Annotated in this window: 12 protein-coding genes and 4 tRNA genes; 14 read left to right on the top strand and 2 right to left on the bottom strand. The window is 45.8% G+C overall.

Annotated elements, in window-relative coordinates; all coding sequences use genetic code 11:
* Nucleotides 1-248: 248 nt before the first annotated feature.
* Nucleotides 249-1,589: a CDP-diacylglycerol--serine O-phosphatidyltransferase gene (gene pssA / locus CSW98_RS14175; RefSeq protein ID WP_100801125.1), complete on the bottom strand. Its 1,341-nt coding sequence runs from the start codon at nt 1,587-1,589 to the stop codon at nt 249-251.
* A 209-nt stretch (nt 1,590-1,798) separates the two neighbouring features.
* Here pssA and murB point away from each other — a divergent pair, with 209 nt between their 5' ends.
* Nucleotides 1,799-2,839 carry a UDP-N-acetylmuramate dehydrogenase gene (gene murB / locus CSW98_RS14170; RefSeq protein WP_100801124.1) on the top strand — a complete coding sequence of 347 codons (1,041 nt, stop codon included), beginning with the start codon at nt 1,799-1,801 and terminating at the stop codon, nt 2,837-2,839.
* An 8-nt stretch (nt 2,840-2,847) separates the two neighbouring features.
* Nucleotides 2,848-3,807, top strand: coding sequence for a bifunctional biotin--[acetyl-CoA-carboxylase] ligase/biotin operon repressor BirA (gene birA, locus CSW98_RS14165; protein WP_100801123.1), 960 nt, complete (start codon nt 2,848-2,850; stop codon nt 3,805-3,807).
* 20 nt (nt 3,808-3,827) lie between these two features.
* Here the strand turns inward: birA and coaA are convergent, their stop codons facing one another.
* Nucleotides 3,828-4,751, bottom strand: a complete 924-nt coding sequence (coaA, locus tag CSW98_RS14160) for a type I pantothenate kinase (RefSeq protein WP_100801136.1) — start codon at nt 4,749-4,751, stop codon at nt 3,828-3,830.
* Between the two features lie 209 nt (nt 4,752-4,960).
* Here coaA and CSW98_RS14155 point away from each other — a divergent pair.
* The 12 genes from CSW98_RS14155 to rpoB all read left to right on the top strand — a co-directional run bounded on the left by CSW98_RS14155 (nt 4,961) and on the right by rpoB (nt 14,582).
* Nucleotides 4,961-5,036, top strand: a tRNA-Thr gene (locus CSW98_RS14155).
* 29 nt (nt 5,037-5,065) lie between these two features.
* Nucleotides 5,066-5,150 (top strand) — tRNA-Tyr (locus CSW98_RS14150).
* A 37-nt stretch (nt 5,151-5,187) separates the two neighbouring features.
* A tRNA-Gly gene (locus tag CSW98_RS14145) sits at nt 5,188-5,262 on the top strand.
* A 17-nt stretch (nt 5,263-5,279) separates the two neighbouring features.
* Nucleotides 5,280-5,355 (top strand) — tRNA-Thr (locus CSW98_RS14140).
* Nucleotides 5,356-5,457: 102 nt separating this feature from the next.
* Complete coding sequence (gene tuf, locus CSW98_RS14135; RefSeq protein WP_100801122.1) at nt 5,458-6,642, top strand: elongation factor Tu; 1,185 nt, start codon at nt 5,458-5,460, stop codon at nt 6,640-6,642.
* 224 nt (nt 6,643-6,866) lie between these two features.
* Nucleotides 6,867-7,244 carry a preprotein translocase subunit SecE gene (gene secE, locus CSW98_RS14130; RefSeq protein ID WP_100801121.1) on the top strand — a complete coding sequence of 126 codons (378 nt, stop codon included), beginning with the start codon at nt 6,867-6,869 and terminating at the stop codon, nt 7,242-7,244.
* A gap of 12 nt (nt 7,245-7,256) precedes the next feature.
* The gene (gene nusG, locus CSW98_RS14125; protein WP_100801120.1) at nt 7,257-7,805 is read left to right on the top strand and encodes a transcription termination/antitermination protein NusG; all 549 of its coding nucleotides are present in this window, start codon (nt 7,257-7,259) and stop codon (nt 7,803-7,805) included.
* A 143-nt stretch (nt 7,806-7,948) separates the two neighbouring features.
* Complete coding sequence (gene rplK, locus CSW98_RS14120; RefSeq protein WP_100801119.1) at nt 7,949-8,377, top strand: 50S ribosomal protein L11; 429 nt, start codon at nt 7,949-7,951, stop codon at nt 8,375-8,377.
* A 4-nt stretch (nt 8,378-8,381) separates the two neighbouring features.
* The gene (gene rplA / locus CSW98_RS14115) at nt 8,382-9,086 is read left to right on the top strand and encodes a 50S ribosomal protein L1 (RefSeq protein WP_100801118.1); all 705 of its coding nucleotides are present in this window, start codon (nt 8,382-8,384) and stop codon (nt 9,084-9,086) included.
* A 293-nt stretch (nt 9,087-9,379) separates the two neighbouring features.
* Entirely contained in the window at nt 9,380-9,874 is a 495-nt protein-coding gene (rplJ, locus tag CSW98_RS14110) for a 50S ribosomal protein L10 (protein ID WP_100801117.1), read from the top strand.
* A 57-nt stretch (nt 9,875-9,931) separates the two neighbouring features.
* Nucleotides 9,932-10,300 (top strand): 50S ribosomal protein L7/L12, encoded by a 369-nt coding sequence (rplL, locus tag CSW98_RS14105; RefSeq protein WP_100801116.1) that lies wholly within the window; start codon nt 9,932-9,934, stop codon nt 10,298-10,300.
* Between the two features lie 253 nt (nt 10,301-10,553).
* Nucleotides 10,554-14,582, top strand: a complete 4,029-nt coding sequence (gene rpoB / locus CSW98_RS14100; protein ID WP_100801115.1) for a DNA-directed RNA polymerase subunit beta — start codon at nt 10,554-10,556, stop codon at nt 14,580-14,582.
* Nucleotides 14,583-14,593: the final 11 nt, after the last annotated feature.

The raw sequence follows: 14,593 nt of genomic DNA, 5'->3' as shown, positions 1-14,593 counted from the left end.
CGGCCTGTCACGCCGGGGGTCGCGGGTTCGAGTCCCGTCCGCTCCGCCACTATTTGAAGCCTCAGTCGAAAGACTGGGGCTTTTTTACGCTTGAAGTAAAGTGGCCAATGCGGAGCGGTCGTTCAGTTGGTTGCTTTAGGTTTAAAGAAAGCGGCCAGTCACGCTAAGCGTCCCATCCGTTTCGTTACACTTTCTTTGTTATAGGGAGTGAAGCCCCAGTCTTTAGACTGAGACTTTTTAGATGAGAATTAAAGAATTTGCTTCAGGATCCTATCTGCTCTAACCCGGGTGATTCGTTTCAGTAGTCGTTTCACTTCTAGTGGATAGTTATTAATTTTATCCAGTTGCTTATAGCTGCAGATTAGTGTGGTATGTTGTAAGATGTTTTCGGCTTCACGTTCAAACTGCTCTGTTAGGTGATGATGATCATCCTGAATCAATAGGGCATTTTCCAGATCCAGTTTCCAGGCTCTAGGGTTCAGATTATTACCGGTAAGCAGCATATAACGCTTATCGACCCAGAGCCCTTTTAGATGGAAGCTGTTTGCGTCATGTTTCCATAGGTAGATGGACAATTTTCTTCGGGCGATATTTGATTCATTGATTTTTGCAAACCGGCGCAAATTCATCTCATAAAGATAAGGCAGCCCTGCAATTGTTTTAAAATCTTCCTCTGGTGGGATATAAAAATCGTTCGCTGTTTTGTCTCCGACAACAATAGAGACTTTCACTCCTCTTCTCAGTGCTTTTTTAATTTCTTTAGCAACACTTTTCGGAAAGTTAAAATACGGCGTACAGATAAAGATTTCATCGCTTGCAGCCGCGATAAGCTGGTTGATTCGCTGATTGAGCCGATTACGTCTTTTGCCTATTCCGACTAAAGGTGTAACAGCGATATCTTCTTCAGTAATCTGCTCTGACCGGAAATGATAACCAGAATTTGCCAGAGAGACCCGGAATTGTCTGATCGCGGGTTTTAGTTCTTTAGTCGCCGGTTTATGTTCATCACAAAGGCGATGTACTGCAGGGTGTTCTATCAGCTCTTCCTGCATATATCTGACCATACTATCGGCTAGAGTTTTGCTGCGAATGATATGGTAGCGGTCAAAACGATAGCGTTCTTTGTAGGCCAGATAGATATTATTCAGACTGGCGCCACTATAGATTACGGTATCATCGATGATGAATCCCTTCAGGTGCAGAACACCAAACACTTCTCTGCCTCGTACAGGTATACCATACACAGGCACTTTGTGCGTGTATGTGTTGTAGTAGTCTTTATAGAGAGCTGCATTTCCCTGAGATTTTTCTGCCCCGATCAGGCCGCGTTGTGCTCTGTGCCAGTCAACACAAACATTGATATCCAGTCCGGGATTTTTTTGCTTTGCCGTGTATAGTTCTGTAAGGATCTCTCGGCCAGCGTCATCATTTTCAAGATAGAGAGCTGCTATATAGATACGATGAGTTGCATTGCGTATCTTATCAATAAGCTGAGTGCGGAATTCGTCAGCTGAAAACAGAACGTTAAAGTCTTCTGGACGAAATGCGATAGCTGGCAGTTGCTCTAGTGGTTTTCTTAACGCCATCATTGAGAGTGATATACCTTTGTTGCTGCAAAATTGCGAAGCGGTATTTTAGCAAAAATACTGTGCAGATAACGAATTATTACCAGTTATGTGAAAAAGCATGCATTAATTAGCCAATAATTTGATTCATGCAAACACTGCGCTCATCGTGCTGATAGGTTAGAATGCATTCATCATTTTAGCCTGAAAAATAATATTGGTCTCCTGTTAACATGCAAGTATTCAGAAATGCTAGCCTTAAGCCCTACCATACTTTTTCTATTGACGTCTCCTGTGATGCTATCGTGATAGTAGAATCTGTCGATGAACTGAAGCAGGTGTATCTGTACCCTGAGTGGCAGGGACTGCCAAAGATAATACTTGGTAAAGGCAGCAATATTCTCTTCACTGAACATTTTTCCGGTGTGGTGGTCATCAATCGTATTGTCGGGAGAAGCGTTCGTGAAACGGAGAATGCCTGGCATCTGCATATACACGCAGGAGAAGATTGGCCAGCACTGGTTGGATGGTCAATAGAACAGGGATATGCAGGACTGGAAAATCTGGCTCTAATCCCCGGTTGTGCAGGTTCGGCTCCGATTCAAAATATTGGTGCTTACGGGAAGGAATTTAAAGATTTCTGTGAGTATATTGATGTGCTGTATCTGGATTCATTTGAACAGCATCGTCTTACGGCAGAAGCGTGTTGTTTTGGCTATCGTGATTCTGTATTCAAGCATGATTTATATGGCAAAGTAGCCATCATTGGTGTGGGATTGGTGTTGAGTAAGCACTGGCTGGCTTGTACCAGTTATGGTTCTCTGAAGTCAATTTCTGCAGATGAATTATCACCTGAACGTATCTATCAGGAAATCTGTTCTATTCGTCAGGAAAAATTACCAGATCCTGAGGTGTCCGGAAATGCTGGTAGTTTCTTTAAAAATCCTGTTATATCCCAGGAACATTTTTCTCTGCTTAAAGGCGACTTTCCTGCAATCGTGGGCTATGAGACGGATAATGGCATAAAGGTCGCCGCTGGCTGGCTGATCGATAATTGTGGCCTGAAAGGCTTCCAGCTAGGAGGAGCGATGGTTCATCCGGAGCAGGCTTTGGTACTGGTTAATCAGGAAAATGCAAGCGCGAAGGATATCATTTGTCTGGCGGAAAAAGTTTGTGAGCAGGTCAGAGAACGCTACCAGATAGAACTTGAGCATGAGGTTCGCTTTATGGGGGCGACAGAAGAAACTTGTCTGGCTGATATTCTTCAAAGGTAACTATTGATATGAAAGATCACAGTGTGAAGTATAAAATCATTCGGATGCTAACGGCTAAAGAGTTTGTTTCCGGTGAACGAATTGGTGAGTCACTCGGTATATCTCGGGCTGCAGTGAGTAAGCATCTTAAAGGCTTATCCGGATGGGGTCTGGATGTATATAGTGTTCAGGGAAAGGGATATAAGCTAGCAAATCCGGTTCAGTTATTGGATGAAGAACTTATTCAAAGTCAGATTTCGGTTCCGGTAGAGCTTATTTCTGTCATCGACTCAACGAATCAGTATTTACTTGACCGTGTAGATTCTCTTTCTCAGGGAGCAGTTTGTCTGGCTGAATATCAATCTCAGGGGCGTGGCCGACGTGGTCGGCAGTGGGTATCGCCTTTTGGTTCAAACTTGTATTTGTCTATGTTCTGGCAGATTGAAGCAGGAATGGCTGCAGCAATGGGACTGAGTCTGGTTGTTGGTATCGCAGTGGTTGAGGTTCTGGAAGGCTTAGGCATCGAAGGGGTAAAGTTAAAATGGCCCAATGATCTTTATTATCAGGACAGGAAACTCGCAGGCATACTGGTTGAAATGTCAGGACAGGCTGGCGGTGCGGCTAATCTTGTTATCGGGATGGGGTTAAATATAGCCATGCCAGATAATGTTGAGGGTATTACTCAGCCATGGGTTTCTCTGAATGAAATTACCCAAGGACATCTTCCTGATCGTAACAAGCTGGCAGCCTGCCTGATCAATAGCTGGGAGAAAGTATTAACTGAGTATGAGTTGTCGGGAATGTCCGGTTTTACTGAGCGCTGGAACCGGCTGGATAATTTTATCGACCGGCCGGTAAGACTGATCATTGGTGCGAGAGAGGTAACCGGTATCGTCAGAGGGATCAATGAGCAGGGTGCTATTTTACTGGAAACGGAAAATGGTATTGAAACCTTTATCGGCGGTGAAATCTCGCTACGCCCACAGTGAGTTAAATGCTATGTAAGTGTTTACTTACGTAGCAAGATCTCTTCTACAGTATGGTTATTACCTTTCTTCAGAATCAGCTGTGCCCGTTCTCTGGTTGGCAATATATTTTCATGCAGATTTTTCCCGTTAATGGAGTGCCAGATCCGGCTTGCCTGAGCGACAGCCTCCGCTTCACTGATTTTAGTATAGTGAGAAAAATAGGAGCCGGGCTGGGTAAAGGCCCCTTTACGGAATTTTCTGAAACGTTCCAGATACCACTGCTCAATCAGCACTGAATTCGCATCCACGTAGATTGAAAAATCCAGAAAATCGGAGATAAACACCCGGTGGGGGTCATGCGGATAATCCATTCCGCTTTGCAGAACATTTAGCCCTTCTATAATTAAAATATCTGGCAAATCAACAAGTTTTCTTTCGTCGGTTATATCGTAAGACAGGTGTGAATATACCGGAGCGGTGACATTTCTTTTGCAGGCTTTTATATCAGAAATAAACTGCACCAGGCTACGGATATCGTAGGACTCCGGGAAGCCTTTTTTCTGCATCAAATCGCGTTCCTGAAGTATTTTGTTCGGAAACAGAAAACCATCTGTTGTGACCAGCGATACCTTAGGATGTTTTTCCCAACGGGATAGCAGGGCTTCAAGCAGACGGGCGGTGGTGCTTTTACCTACAGCTACACTGCCTGCAATGCCGATAACAAATGGAGGAGATTGCTCAGTATTATTCAGAAATTTATGCAACACAGAATTACGGCTCTGACGAGCAGAAACATAAAGGTTAAGTAACCGGCTTAATGGCAGATAAATTTCTACCGCTTCCTGCATAGTCAGGCTTTCATTAATGCCCTGTAGTTCCCGCAGGTCATCTTCGGACAGCATCATGGGGACTGAATTTCTTAATTCTGCCCACTGTTCGCGATTAAAAGACATGTAAGGACTCATAGCAGCTCGCATATATATTTCTGATCAGACGGAGGAAAATACATCAATTGCAGGGGAAAGCAAACGACTAAGGGAAGATAAACAAAGAAATAGGCGTAAACTTGCCTGAAATGTGAGCAAAAAGATGTGATTTTAGCGAAATTGCAATTTTTTTGCTTTTTCCTATTGCAAGGTTATGGATCATCCCATAGAATGCGCCCCACTTATGTGCCGACTTAGCTCAGTAGGTAGAGCAACTGACTTGTAATCAGTAGGTCACCAGTTCGATTCCGGTAGTCGGCACCATTCTTCTTTGTTGAGAAGATAAAAACTCTGGAGGGGTTCCCGAGTGGCCAAAGGGAGCAGACTGTAAATCTGCCGGCTCCGCCTTCGATGGTTCGAATCCGTCCCCCTCCACCATATTTTTAGGAAATAGCTCACAGAGTTACTACGTGTTGCGGGCATCGTATAATGGCTATTACCTCAGCCTTCCAAGCTGATGATGCGGGTTCGATTCCCGCTGCCCGCTCCAATCACTCTATAAAGAGTGCTGATATAGCTCAGGTGGTAGAGCGCATCCTTGGTAAGGATGAGGTCGGCAGTTCGAATCTGCCTATCAGCACCAGCTCTGTAAGTCATATTTCCTTTTAATATAAAGTTAATCACCAATAACTTTTGGTTGCGTGGTCATCAAAGCCACCTTAATCCGTACCTAGAGGGACAACTCATGTCTAAAGAAAAATTTGAACGTACGAAACCGCACGTAAACGTTGGTACTATCGGCCACGTTGACCACGGTAAAACAACTCTAACAGCAGCAATCTGTACTGTACTTTCTAAAGTATACGGCGGTGCAGCTCGTGACTTCGCATCTATCGATAACGCTCCAGAAGAGCGTGAGCGCGGTATCACCATCGCTACTTCACACGTAGAGTACGACACTCCAGCTCGTCACTACGCACACGTAGACTGCCCAGGACACGCTGACTATGTTAAAAACATGATCACTGGTGCTGCGCAAATGGACGGTGGTATCCTAGTTGTTGCTGCAACAGATGGTCCAATGCCACAAACTCGTGAGCACATCCTGCTAGGCCGTCAGGTTGGTATCCCTTACATCATCGTATTCATGAACAAATGTGACATGGTTGATGATGAAGAGCTACTAGAACTAGTAGAAATGGAAGTTCGTGAACTTCTATCTGAGTACGATTTCCCAGGTGATGACCTACCAGTTATCCAAGGTTCAGCACTAGGCGCGCTAAACGGCGAAGCACAGTGGGAAGAGAAAATCATCGAGCTTGCTAAAGCACTAGATGAGTATATTCCAGAGCCAGAGCGTGCAGTAGACATGCCGTTCCTAATGCCAATCGAAGACGTATTCTCAATCCAAGGTCGTGGTACAGTAGTAACTGGCCGTATCGAGCGCGGTATCCTGAAAGTGGGTGATGAAGTAGCTATCGTGGGTATCCACGAAACTACAACAACGACCTGTACTGGTGTTGAGATGTTCCGTAAGCTTCTAGACGAAGGTCGTGCGGGTGAGAACGTTGGTGCACTACTACGTGGTACTAAGCGTGATGACGTAGAACGTGGCCAAGTACTGGCTAAGCCTGGTTCAATCACTCCCCACACTAAGTTCGAATCAGAAGTATACGTACTGTCAAAAGACGAAGGCGGCCGTCATACTCCGTTCTTCAAAGGCTACCGTCCACAGTTCTACTTCCGTACAACTGACGTAACTGGTAACATCGAGCTGCCAGAAGGCGTAGAAATGGTAATGCCTGGTGATAACATCAAGATGACTGTAGAGCTAATCGCACCAATCGCGATGGATGAAGGTCTGCGCTTCGCGATCCGTGAAGGTGGCCGTACAGTAGGTGCTGGTGTTGTTGCTAAAATCTTTGAATAAGATTTGACGAAACACTAGTAAAAAGGGCATCATTTGATGCCCTTTTTCTGCGAAAGAAAAAATTCATGGTGATTTTATCTCCGTTGAAGGTTTTTTTTGCTAAGAATTGAGTGGTTGAGAGAGACTCTTGATTACGATTATGCTTTTTTCAGCATAGTGAGATTGAGCCCTGCAACAGCGGGGTTGTTGTCGTCTATATTTAAGACTTGTGACAGGTTGGTTTTATGAAAGCAAACGCTGAAACTCCGAATAGCTCAAGTGCAGCAGATACATTTAAGTGGTTTATCGCTTTTGCTCTGGCTGCCGCCGCTGTTGTGGGTAATTACCTGTATGGTGATATGTCTGTTGTGATCCGCGCGGCAGGCGTGGTTGTGTTAATTGCCGCCGCTCTTGGTGTGGCAGCAACGACAGTGAAAGGTCAAACCGCGATTAGTTTTGCACGGGAATCTCGCATGGAGGTTCGAAAAGTTGTCTGGCCTACTCGTCAGGAAACTATGCAAACAACATTTATCGTTTTGGCTGTAAGTATTGTAATGGCTCTGGCACTGTGGGGCATTGACGGAATTATGGTTCGTCTTGTTGCATTTGTGACCGGGCTTTGAGGGTTCTAATTCATGAGTGAAGCTCCAAAAAAACGCTGGTATGTGGTTCAGGCCTTTTCTGGTTTTGAAGGTCGTGTAGCACAGTCCCTTCGTGAACATATAAAAATGCACGGCATGGAAGAGCTGTTTGGTGAAGTTCTGGTTCCTACTGAGGAAGTCGTTGAAATGCGCGCAGGTCAACGCCGTAAGAGTGAACGCAAGTTCTTCCCTGGTTATGTGCTGGTTCAAATGATCATGAATGATGAATCATGGCATCTGGTCCGCAGTGTTCCTCGTGTAATGGGCTTCATTGGTGGGACCTCTGATCGTCCTGCCCCGATTACGGATAAAGAAGCTGACGCGATTCTGAACCGTCTTGAAAAAGCGAGTGAAGCACCTCGTCCACGTACTATGTACGAAGCTGGTGAAGTGGTTCGGGTCAATGAAGGCCCATTTGCTGACTTCAATGGTACCGTTGAAGAAGTGGATTATGATAAAAGCCGCCTGAAAGTATCGGTATCGATTTTTGGTCGTGCGACACCGGTTGAGCTTGAATTTGGTCAGGTTGAAAAACTTGATTAAAAAAACACCTTTTTAGGCTTGTCTAAGGCGCGGATTATGACTATAATTTCGCGCCTTTTTACTTCTTTAGAAGTGAAAGTTTTTTGTATTAGCGGGGAGCTGATCAGTGGATTAGCGCAAGTACCCAAAATTTAGGAAATATCATGGCTAAGAAAGTCGAAGCTTATATCAAGCTGCAAGTTGCAGCGGGTATGGCAAACCCAAGTCCACCAGTTGGTCCTGCTCTGGGTCAGCACGGTGTTAACATCATGGAATTCTGTAAAGCATTCAACGCAAAAACAGAATCTCTGGAAAAAGGTCTTCCAACTCCAGTTGTTATCTCAGTATATAACGACCGTTCTTTCACTTTTGAAATCAAGACTCCACCTGCTGCTGTTCTGCTGAAGAAAGCTGCGGGCATCAAGTCTGGTTCTGGTCGTCCAAACACTGAAAAAGTGGGTACTGTAACTGACGCTCAACTGCAAGAAATCGCAGAAACTAAAGCGGCAGATATGACTGGTGCTGACGTAGAAGCTATGAAGCGTTCTATCGCAGGTACTGCTCGTTCAATGGGCCTAGTGGTAGAGGGTTAAGATCATGGCAAAACTTACTAAGCGTATGCGCGTAATCCGCGAAAAAGTTGACGTAACTAAAGAATACGAAATCAACGAAGCTATCGCTCTTCTGAAAGAACTGGCTACTGCTAAGTTCGTAGAAAGCGTAGACGTTGCTGTTAATCTTGGTATCGATGCTCGTAAATCTGATCAGAACGTACGTGGTGCGACTGTTCTTCCTCACGGTACTGGCCGTGACATCCGCGTTGCAGTATTCACTCAGGGTGCTAACGCTGAAGCTGCTAAAGAAGCAGGTGCGGATCTTGTTGGTATGGAAGATCTGGCTGAACAGGTTAAGAAAGGCGAAATGAACTTCGACGTAGTGGTTGCTTCTCCTGATGCAATGCGTGTTGTTGGTCAATTGGGTACCATTCTTGGTCCTCGCGGTCTTATGCCAAACCCTAAAGTTGGTACTGTAACTCCTAACGTTGCTGAAGCTGTTAAGAATGCTAAAGCCGGTCAGGTTCGTTACCGTAACGACAAAAACGGTATCATCCACACTACCATTGGTAAGGTGTCTTTTGAAGCTACTCAGCTACAGGAAAACCTGGAAGCTCTGCTAGTTGCACTGAAGAGAGCAAAACCATCTTCAGCGAAAGGTACTTTCGTGAAGAAAGTAAGCATCTCTACCACTATGGGTGCAGGTGTTGCTGTTGATCAGGCTAGCCTGAACGCTCAAGCAAACTAATTTGCATGGGCGTGAAATTAATGTATAATTTTGCGCCTATTTGAATTGTGGTTGGGACTGTAATCACACTTTATGGTGAATGCCAGAAAGTAAGAGTACAGTCTCCGTCCAAGACCGTAGGCGTTCTTTCTTCGGAAAGGAACTTAATAAAACCTACGTAGACGGTGCCCGAACTGACAGAAAGCCGAACTATTTTAGATTGTCTTTCTTCTGGGAATGCACCGTATTAACTCTCATAGTTTGACCGATGTAAAACTATGAGTGGTGTAACGACAACCAGGAGTAAATCCAAGATGGCTTTAAACCTTCAAGACAAAAAAGCAATTGTTGCTGAAGTCAACGAAGCAGCCAGTGGTGCACTTTCTGCAGTTGTTGCTGACTCTCGTGGCGTTGCTGTAAGCGCAATGACTTCTCTACGTAAACAAGCTCGTGAAGCGGGTGTTTACATGAGAGTTGTGCGTAACACTCTAGCACGTCGCGCAGTAGAAGGCACAGACTACGAATGTCTACAAGACGTATTCGTTGGTCCGACTTTGATCGCTTTCTCTAACGAGCACCCAGGTGCCGCTGCACGTCTTTTCAAAGACTTCGCAAAAGAGAACAAAGCATTTGAGATCAAAGCTGCTGCATTTGAAGGCACTGTTACTGATGCTGAAGTACTAGCAACACTACCAACTTACAACGAAGCGATTGCAAAACTGATGATGTGCATGAAAGAAGCTTCTGCTGGCAAGCTGGTACGTACTATCGCTGCTATCCGCGATCAAAAAGAAGAAGCAGCTGCTTAAAGCTTGCTTTTTACTGGTTGCTTAATAAACTAATTGTTGACTTAAAAGAGAATTGTTATGTCTATTACTAACGAACAAATCCTAGATGCAGTTGCAGAAATGTCTGTAATGCAAGTTGTTGAGCTTATCGAAGCTATGGAAGAAAAATTCGGCGTTTCTGCTGCTGCAGCTGTTGTTGCTGGCGGTGCTGCTGCTGGTGAAGCTGCAGAAGAGCAAACTGAATTTGACGTAATCCTGACTGCTGCTGGCGCTAACAAAGTTGCTGTTATCAAAGCAGTACGTGGCGCTACAGGCCTAGGTCTGAAAGAAGCTAAAGGTCTAGTTGACGGTGCTCCAGCTCCTCTGAAAGAAGGTGTATCTAAAGAAGAAGCTGAAGCTCTTAAAGCACAACTAGAAGAAGCTGGTGCTTCTGTTGAAGTTAAGTAATTATTACTTAATTTCTTAGCCGAAAGGCTAATGGCTGGTGGTTTATTGACCACCGGCCTTTTTGCGCTGTAGGGCTCTGGTGAATTTTCCTGCTGTTTAAGCACCAGTGTCTGAGCAAAAAACACTATATTTATTTACAGATGTAAATGCATCCTGATTGGTATATATGGTGTCTACAGTAAACAGTTTATTAGTTACTACCCTGTGATGATGCGGGTAGTTTGGGTCACTTATCAGCGAGCTGAGGAACCCCATGGTTTACTCCTATACCGAGAAAAAGCGCATCCGTAAGGACTTTGGTACTCGTCCACAGGTTTTGGACATTCCATACCTGCTGTCGATCCAGCTCGATTCGTTCGACAAATTTATCGAACAGGATCCTGAGGGACAATACGGTCTAGAGGCTGCTTTCCGTTCTGTATTCCCTATTCAGAGCTATAACGGCAATTCCGAGCTGCAATACGTTAGCTATCGTCTTGGTGAGCCAGTTTTTGACGTTAAAGAATGTCAAATCCGCGGTGTTACTTATTCAAAACCACTGCGCGTTAAACTGCGTCTGGTTGTTTTTGATAAAGATGCACCGGCAGGTACTGTAAAAGATATTAAAGAGCAAGAAGTCTACATGGGCGAAATTCCGCTCATGACCGACAATGGTACCTTTGTAATCAATGGTACTGAGAGGGTTATCGTATCCCAGCTGCACCGAAGCCCAGGCGTGTTCTTCGACAGCGATAAGGGTAAGACTCACTCTTCAGGTAAGGTGCTGTATAACGCACGTGTAATTCCTTACCGTGGTTCATGGCTGGATTTTGAGTTTGATCCTAAGGATAACCTGTACGTACGTATCGACCGTCGTCGTAAGCTACCGGCTTCTATCATTCTTCGTGCACTGAATAAGACGACAGACGAAATTCTGGACATCTTCTTCGAGAAAGTGAATTTCGAAGTAAAAGATCAGACCCTGATGATGGAACTGATCCCTGAGCGTCTACGTGGAGAAACCACAACATTTGATATTGAAGCAAATGGTAAAGTTTACGTAGAAGCTGGTCGTCGTGTGACAGCCCGTCACATCCGTAATCTTGATAAAGATGGTGTTGATTTTATCGAAGTACCGGTGGACTACATCGTAGGTAAAGTCGCATCTAAAGACTATATCAATGAAGATACCGGCGAAATCATCGTAGCTGCTAACCAGGAACTGAGTCTGGAAGCGTTGGCCAACCTGTCACAGGCGGGTCATAAGAAGCTTGAGGTTCTGTTTACTAACGATCTGGATCATGGTCCGTTTATGTCAGACACTCTGCGTGTCGACAGTTCAAACGACCGTATCTCTGCGCTGGTTGAAATCTACCGCATGATGCGCCCTGGCGAGCCACCAACGAAAGAAGCGGCTGAAGCACTGTTTGAGAGTCTGTTCTTCTCCGAAGATCGTTATGATCTGTCAACGGTAGGACGCATGAAGTTCAACAGTTCGATTGGTCGTGAAGATGCTGGTGAACAAGGTATTCTTGATGAAACAGACATCATCGAGGTGATGAAGAAGCTGATCGCTATCCGTAACGGTAAAGGCGAAGTTGACGACATCGACCATCTGGGTAACCGTCGTATCCGTAGCGTAGGTGAAATGGCAGAAAACCAGTTCCGTGTTGGTCTGGTTCGTGTTGAGCGTGCAGTAAAAGAACGTCTGAGCCTGGGTGATCTTGATAACATCATGCCTCAGGATCTGATCAACGCTAAACCGATCTCTGCTGCTGTAAAAGAATTCTTTGGTTCTTCACAGCTTTCTCAGTTTATGGATCAGAACAACCCGCTGTCAGAAGTGACGCATAAGCGTCGTATTTCTGCGCTTGGTCCGGGTGGTCTGACTCGTGAACGTGCTGGCTTTGAAGTGCGAGATGTACACGTGACCCACTATGGTCGTCTGTGTCCTATCGAAACACCTGAAGGTCCGAACATCGGTCTGATTAACTCACTGTCTGCATTTGCACGTTGTAACGAATACGGTTTCCTTGAGACGCCATATCGCCGTGTTGTTGATGGTGTGGTTACTGACGAAGTAGATTATCTGTCTGCTATCGAAGAAGGTCAGTTTGTTATCGCTCAGGCGAACGCTGCACTGACTGAAGAAGGTACTTTTGCGGATGACCTGATCACCGCACGTCAGAAAGGTGAATCTGGCCTGCACCCACGTGAACACGTTGATTATATGGACGTGGCAACTAACCAGGTTGTATCCGTGGCGGCATCGCTGATCCCATTCCTGGAGCACGACGATGCGAACCGTGCATTGATGGGTGCGAACATGCAACGTCAGGCTGTTCCTACACTGAAGGCAGATAAGCCTTTGGTAGGTACCGGTATTGAACGTAACGTAGCGGTTGACTCCGGTGTAACGGCGGTTGCGAAACGTGGCGGTGTTATTCAGTCTGTTGACGCATCCCGTATCGTGGTTAAGGTTAATGAAGACGAACTGGTTCCGGGTGAAGCAGGTATCGATATCTACAACCTGACCAAATACACGCGTTCTAACCAGAACACCTGTATCAACCAGCGTCCAACTGTGCTGCCTGGTGAACCAGTAGCAAAAGGTGATGTACTGGCTGATGGTCCTTCTACCGACCTTGGTGAGCTGGCGCTTGGTCAGAATATCCGTCTGGCATTCATGCCTTGGAACGGTTACAACTTCGAGGACTCCATCCTTGTTTCTGAGCGTGTTGTTCAGGAAGACCGTTTCACGACTATCCACATTCAGGAACTGTCTTGTGTGGCGCGTGATACCAAGCTGGGTTCTGAAGAGATCACTGCGGATATCCCGAACGTAGGCGAATCAGCTCTGTCTAAACTGGACGAGTCAGGTATCGTTTACATCGGTGCGGAAGTTAAGGGTGGCGACATCCTGGTTGGTAAAGTAACGCCAAAAGGTGAAACTCAGCTGACTCCGGAAGAGAAACTACTGCGTGCTATCTTCGGTGAAAAAGCGTCTGACGTAAAAGATACGTCTCTGCGTGTTCCTAACTCTGTGTCTGGTACTATCATCGACGTTCAGGTATTTACCCGTGACGGCGTTGAAAAAGACAAGCGTGCGCTTGAAATTGAACAGATGCAGCTGAAAGAAGCGAAGAAAGACCTGACAGAAGAATTCCAGATTCTGGAAGGTGGTCTTCTTAACCGTGTTAAAGCAGTACTGCTGTCTGGTGGTTACTCTGAAGCACAGCTTGACGGTATCGAGCGTAAGAAGTGGCTGGAACAGAGCCTTGCAGATGATGCCCTGCAGTCTCAGCTGGAACAGCTGGCTGAACAGTGGGATGAGCTGAAAGCAGACTTCGATAAGAAGTTTGAAAGTAAGCGTCGCAAGATCACTCAGGGTGATGATCTGGCTCCGGGCGTACTGAAAATCGTTAAAGTCTATCTGGCTGTGAAACGTCGTATTCAGCCTGGTGATAAGATGGCCGGTCGTCACGGTAACAAGGGTGTAATCTCTAAGATCAACCCTGTGGAAGACATGCCTTACGATGAGAACGGTGTGCCGGTTGATATCGTGTTGAACCCGCTAGGTGTACCTTCACGTATGAACATCGGTCAGATTCTGGAAGTACATATGGGTCTGGCAGCAAAAGGTATCGGTGACAAGATCAATCAGATGCTTAAGGAACAGCAGGAACTGCATAGGTTCCGCGAATTCCTGCAGAAGGTTTATGATCTGGGTGATACTCGTCAGAAAGTGGATATTGCTTCTCTGTCCGATAGCGAAGTACGCACTCTGGTGAATAACCTGCGTGGTGGTCTGCCAATTGCAACGCCTGTATTTGATGGTGCTCCGGAGCTGGCAATTAAAGAATTGCTGAAACTGGGTGACCTGCCTGAATCAGGCCAGCTGACACTGTTCGATGGTCGTACCGGTGATGCGTTTGAGCGTCCTGTCACTGTTGGTTACATGTATATGCTGAAACTGAACCACTTGGTTGACGACAAAATGCATGCCCGTTCAACGGGTTCGTACAGCCTGGTTACTCAGCAGCCATTAGGTGGTAAAGCTCAGTTCGGTGGTCAGCGTTTCGGTGAGATGGAAGTGTGGGCACTGGAAGCATATGGTGCTGCTTATACTCTGCAGGAAATGCTAACCGTTAAATCGGATGACGTGAACGGCCGTACGAAGATGTATAAAAACATCGTTGACGGTAACCACGCGATGGAACCTGGTATGCCGGAATCCTTCAACGTACTGTTGAAAGAGATCCGCTCGCTGGGTATCAACATCGAGCTAGAAGACGAAGAGTAATCCGTTTCTTT

The sequence above is a fragment of the Vibrio sp. HA2012 genome (genome assembly GCF_002812955.1).
GTDB lineage: Bacteria > Pseudomonadota > Gammaproteobacteria > Enterobacterales > Vibrionaceae > Vibrio.
This window is presented reverse-complemented; position numbering and strand designations above follow the sequence as displayed.

Bases quoted from the DNA above. Each gene is read 5' to 3' on its own strand.
- pssA (WP_100801125.1), bottom strand. From the start codon at position 1,589: ATGATGGCGTTAAGAAAACCACTAGAGCAACTGCCAGCTATCGCATTT.
- murB (WP_100801124.1), top strand. From the start codon at position 1,799: ATGCAAGTATTCAGAAATGCTAGCCTTAAGCCCTACCATACTTTTTCT.
- birA (WP_100801123.1), top strand. From the start codon at position 2,848: ATGAAAGATCACAGTGTGAAGTATAAAATCATTCGGATGCTAACGGCT.
- coaA (WP_100801136.1), bottom strand. From the start codon at position 4,751: ATGAGTCCTTACATGTCTTTTAATCGCGAACAGTGGGCAGAATTAAGA.
- tuf (WP_100801122.1), top strand. From the start codon at position 5,458: ATGTCTAAAGAAAAATTTGAACGTACGAAACCGCACGTAAACGTTGGT.
- secE (WP_100801121.1), top strand. From the start codon at position 6,867: ATGAAAGCAAACGCTGAAACTCCGAATAGCTCAAGTGCAGCAGATACA.
- nusG (WP_100801120.1), top strand. From the start codon at position 7,257: ATGAGTGAAGCTCCAAAAAAACGCTGGTATGTGGTTCAGGCCTTTTCT.
- rplK (WP_100801119.1), top strand. From the start codon at position 7,949: ATGGCTAAGAAAGTCGAAGCTTATATCAAGCTGCAAGTTGCAGCGGGT.
- rplA (WP_100801118.1), top strand. From the start codon at position 8,382: ATGGCAAAACTTACTAAGCGTATGCGCGTAATCCGCGAAAAAGTTGAC.
- rplJ (WP_100801117.1), top strand. From the start codon at position 9,380: ATGGCTTTAAACCTTCAAGACAAAAAAGCAATTGTTGCTGAAGTCAAC.
- rplL (WP_100801116.1), top strand. From the start codon at position 9,932: ATGTCTATTACTAACGAACAAATCCTAGATGCAGTTGCAGAAATGTCT.
- rpoB (WP_100801115.1), top strand. From the start codon at position 10,554: ATGGTTTACTCCTATACCGAGAAAAAGCGCATCCGTAAGGACTTTGGT.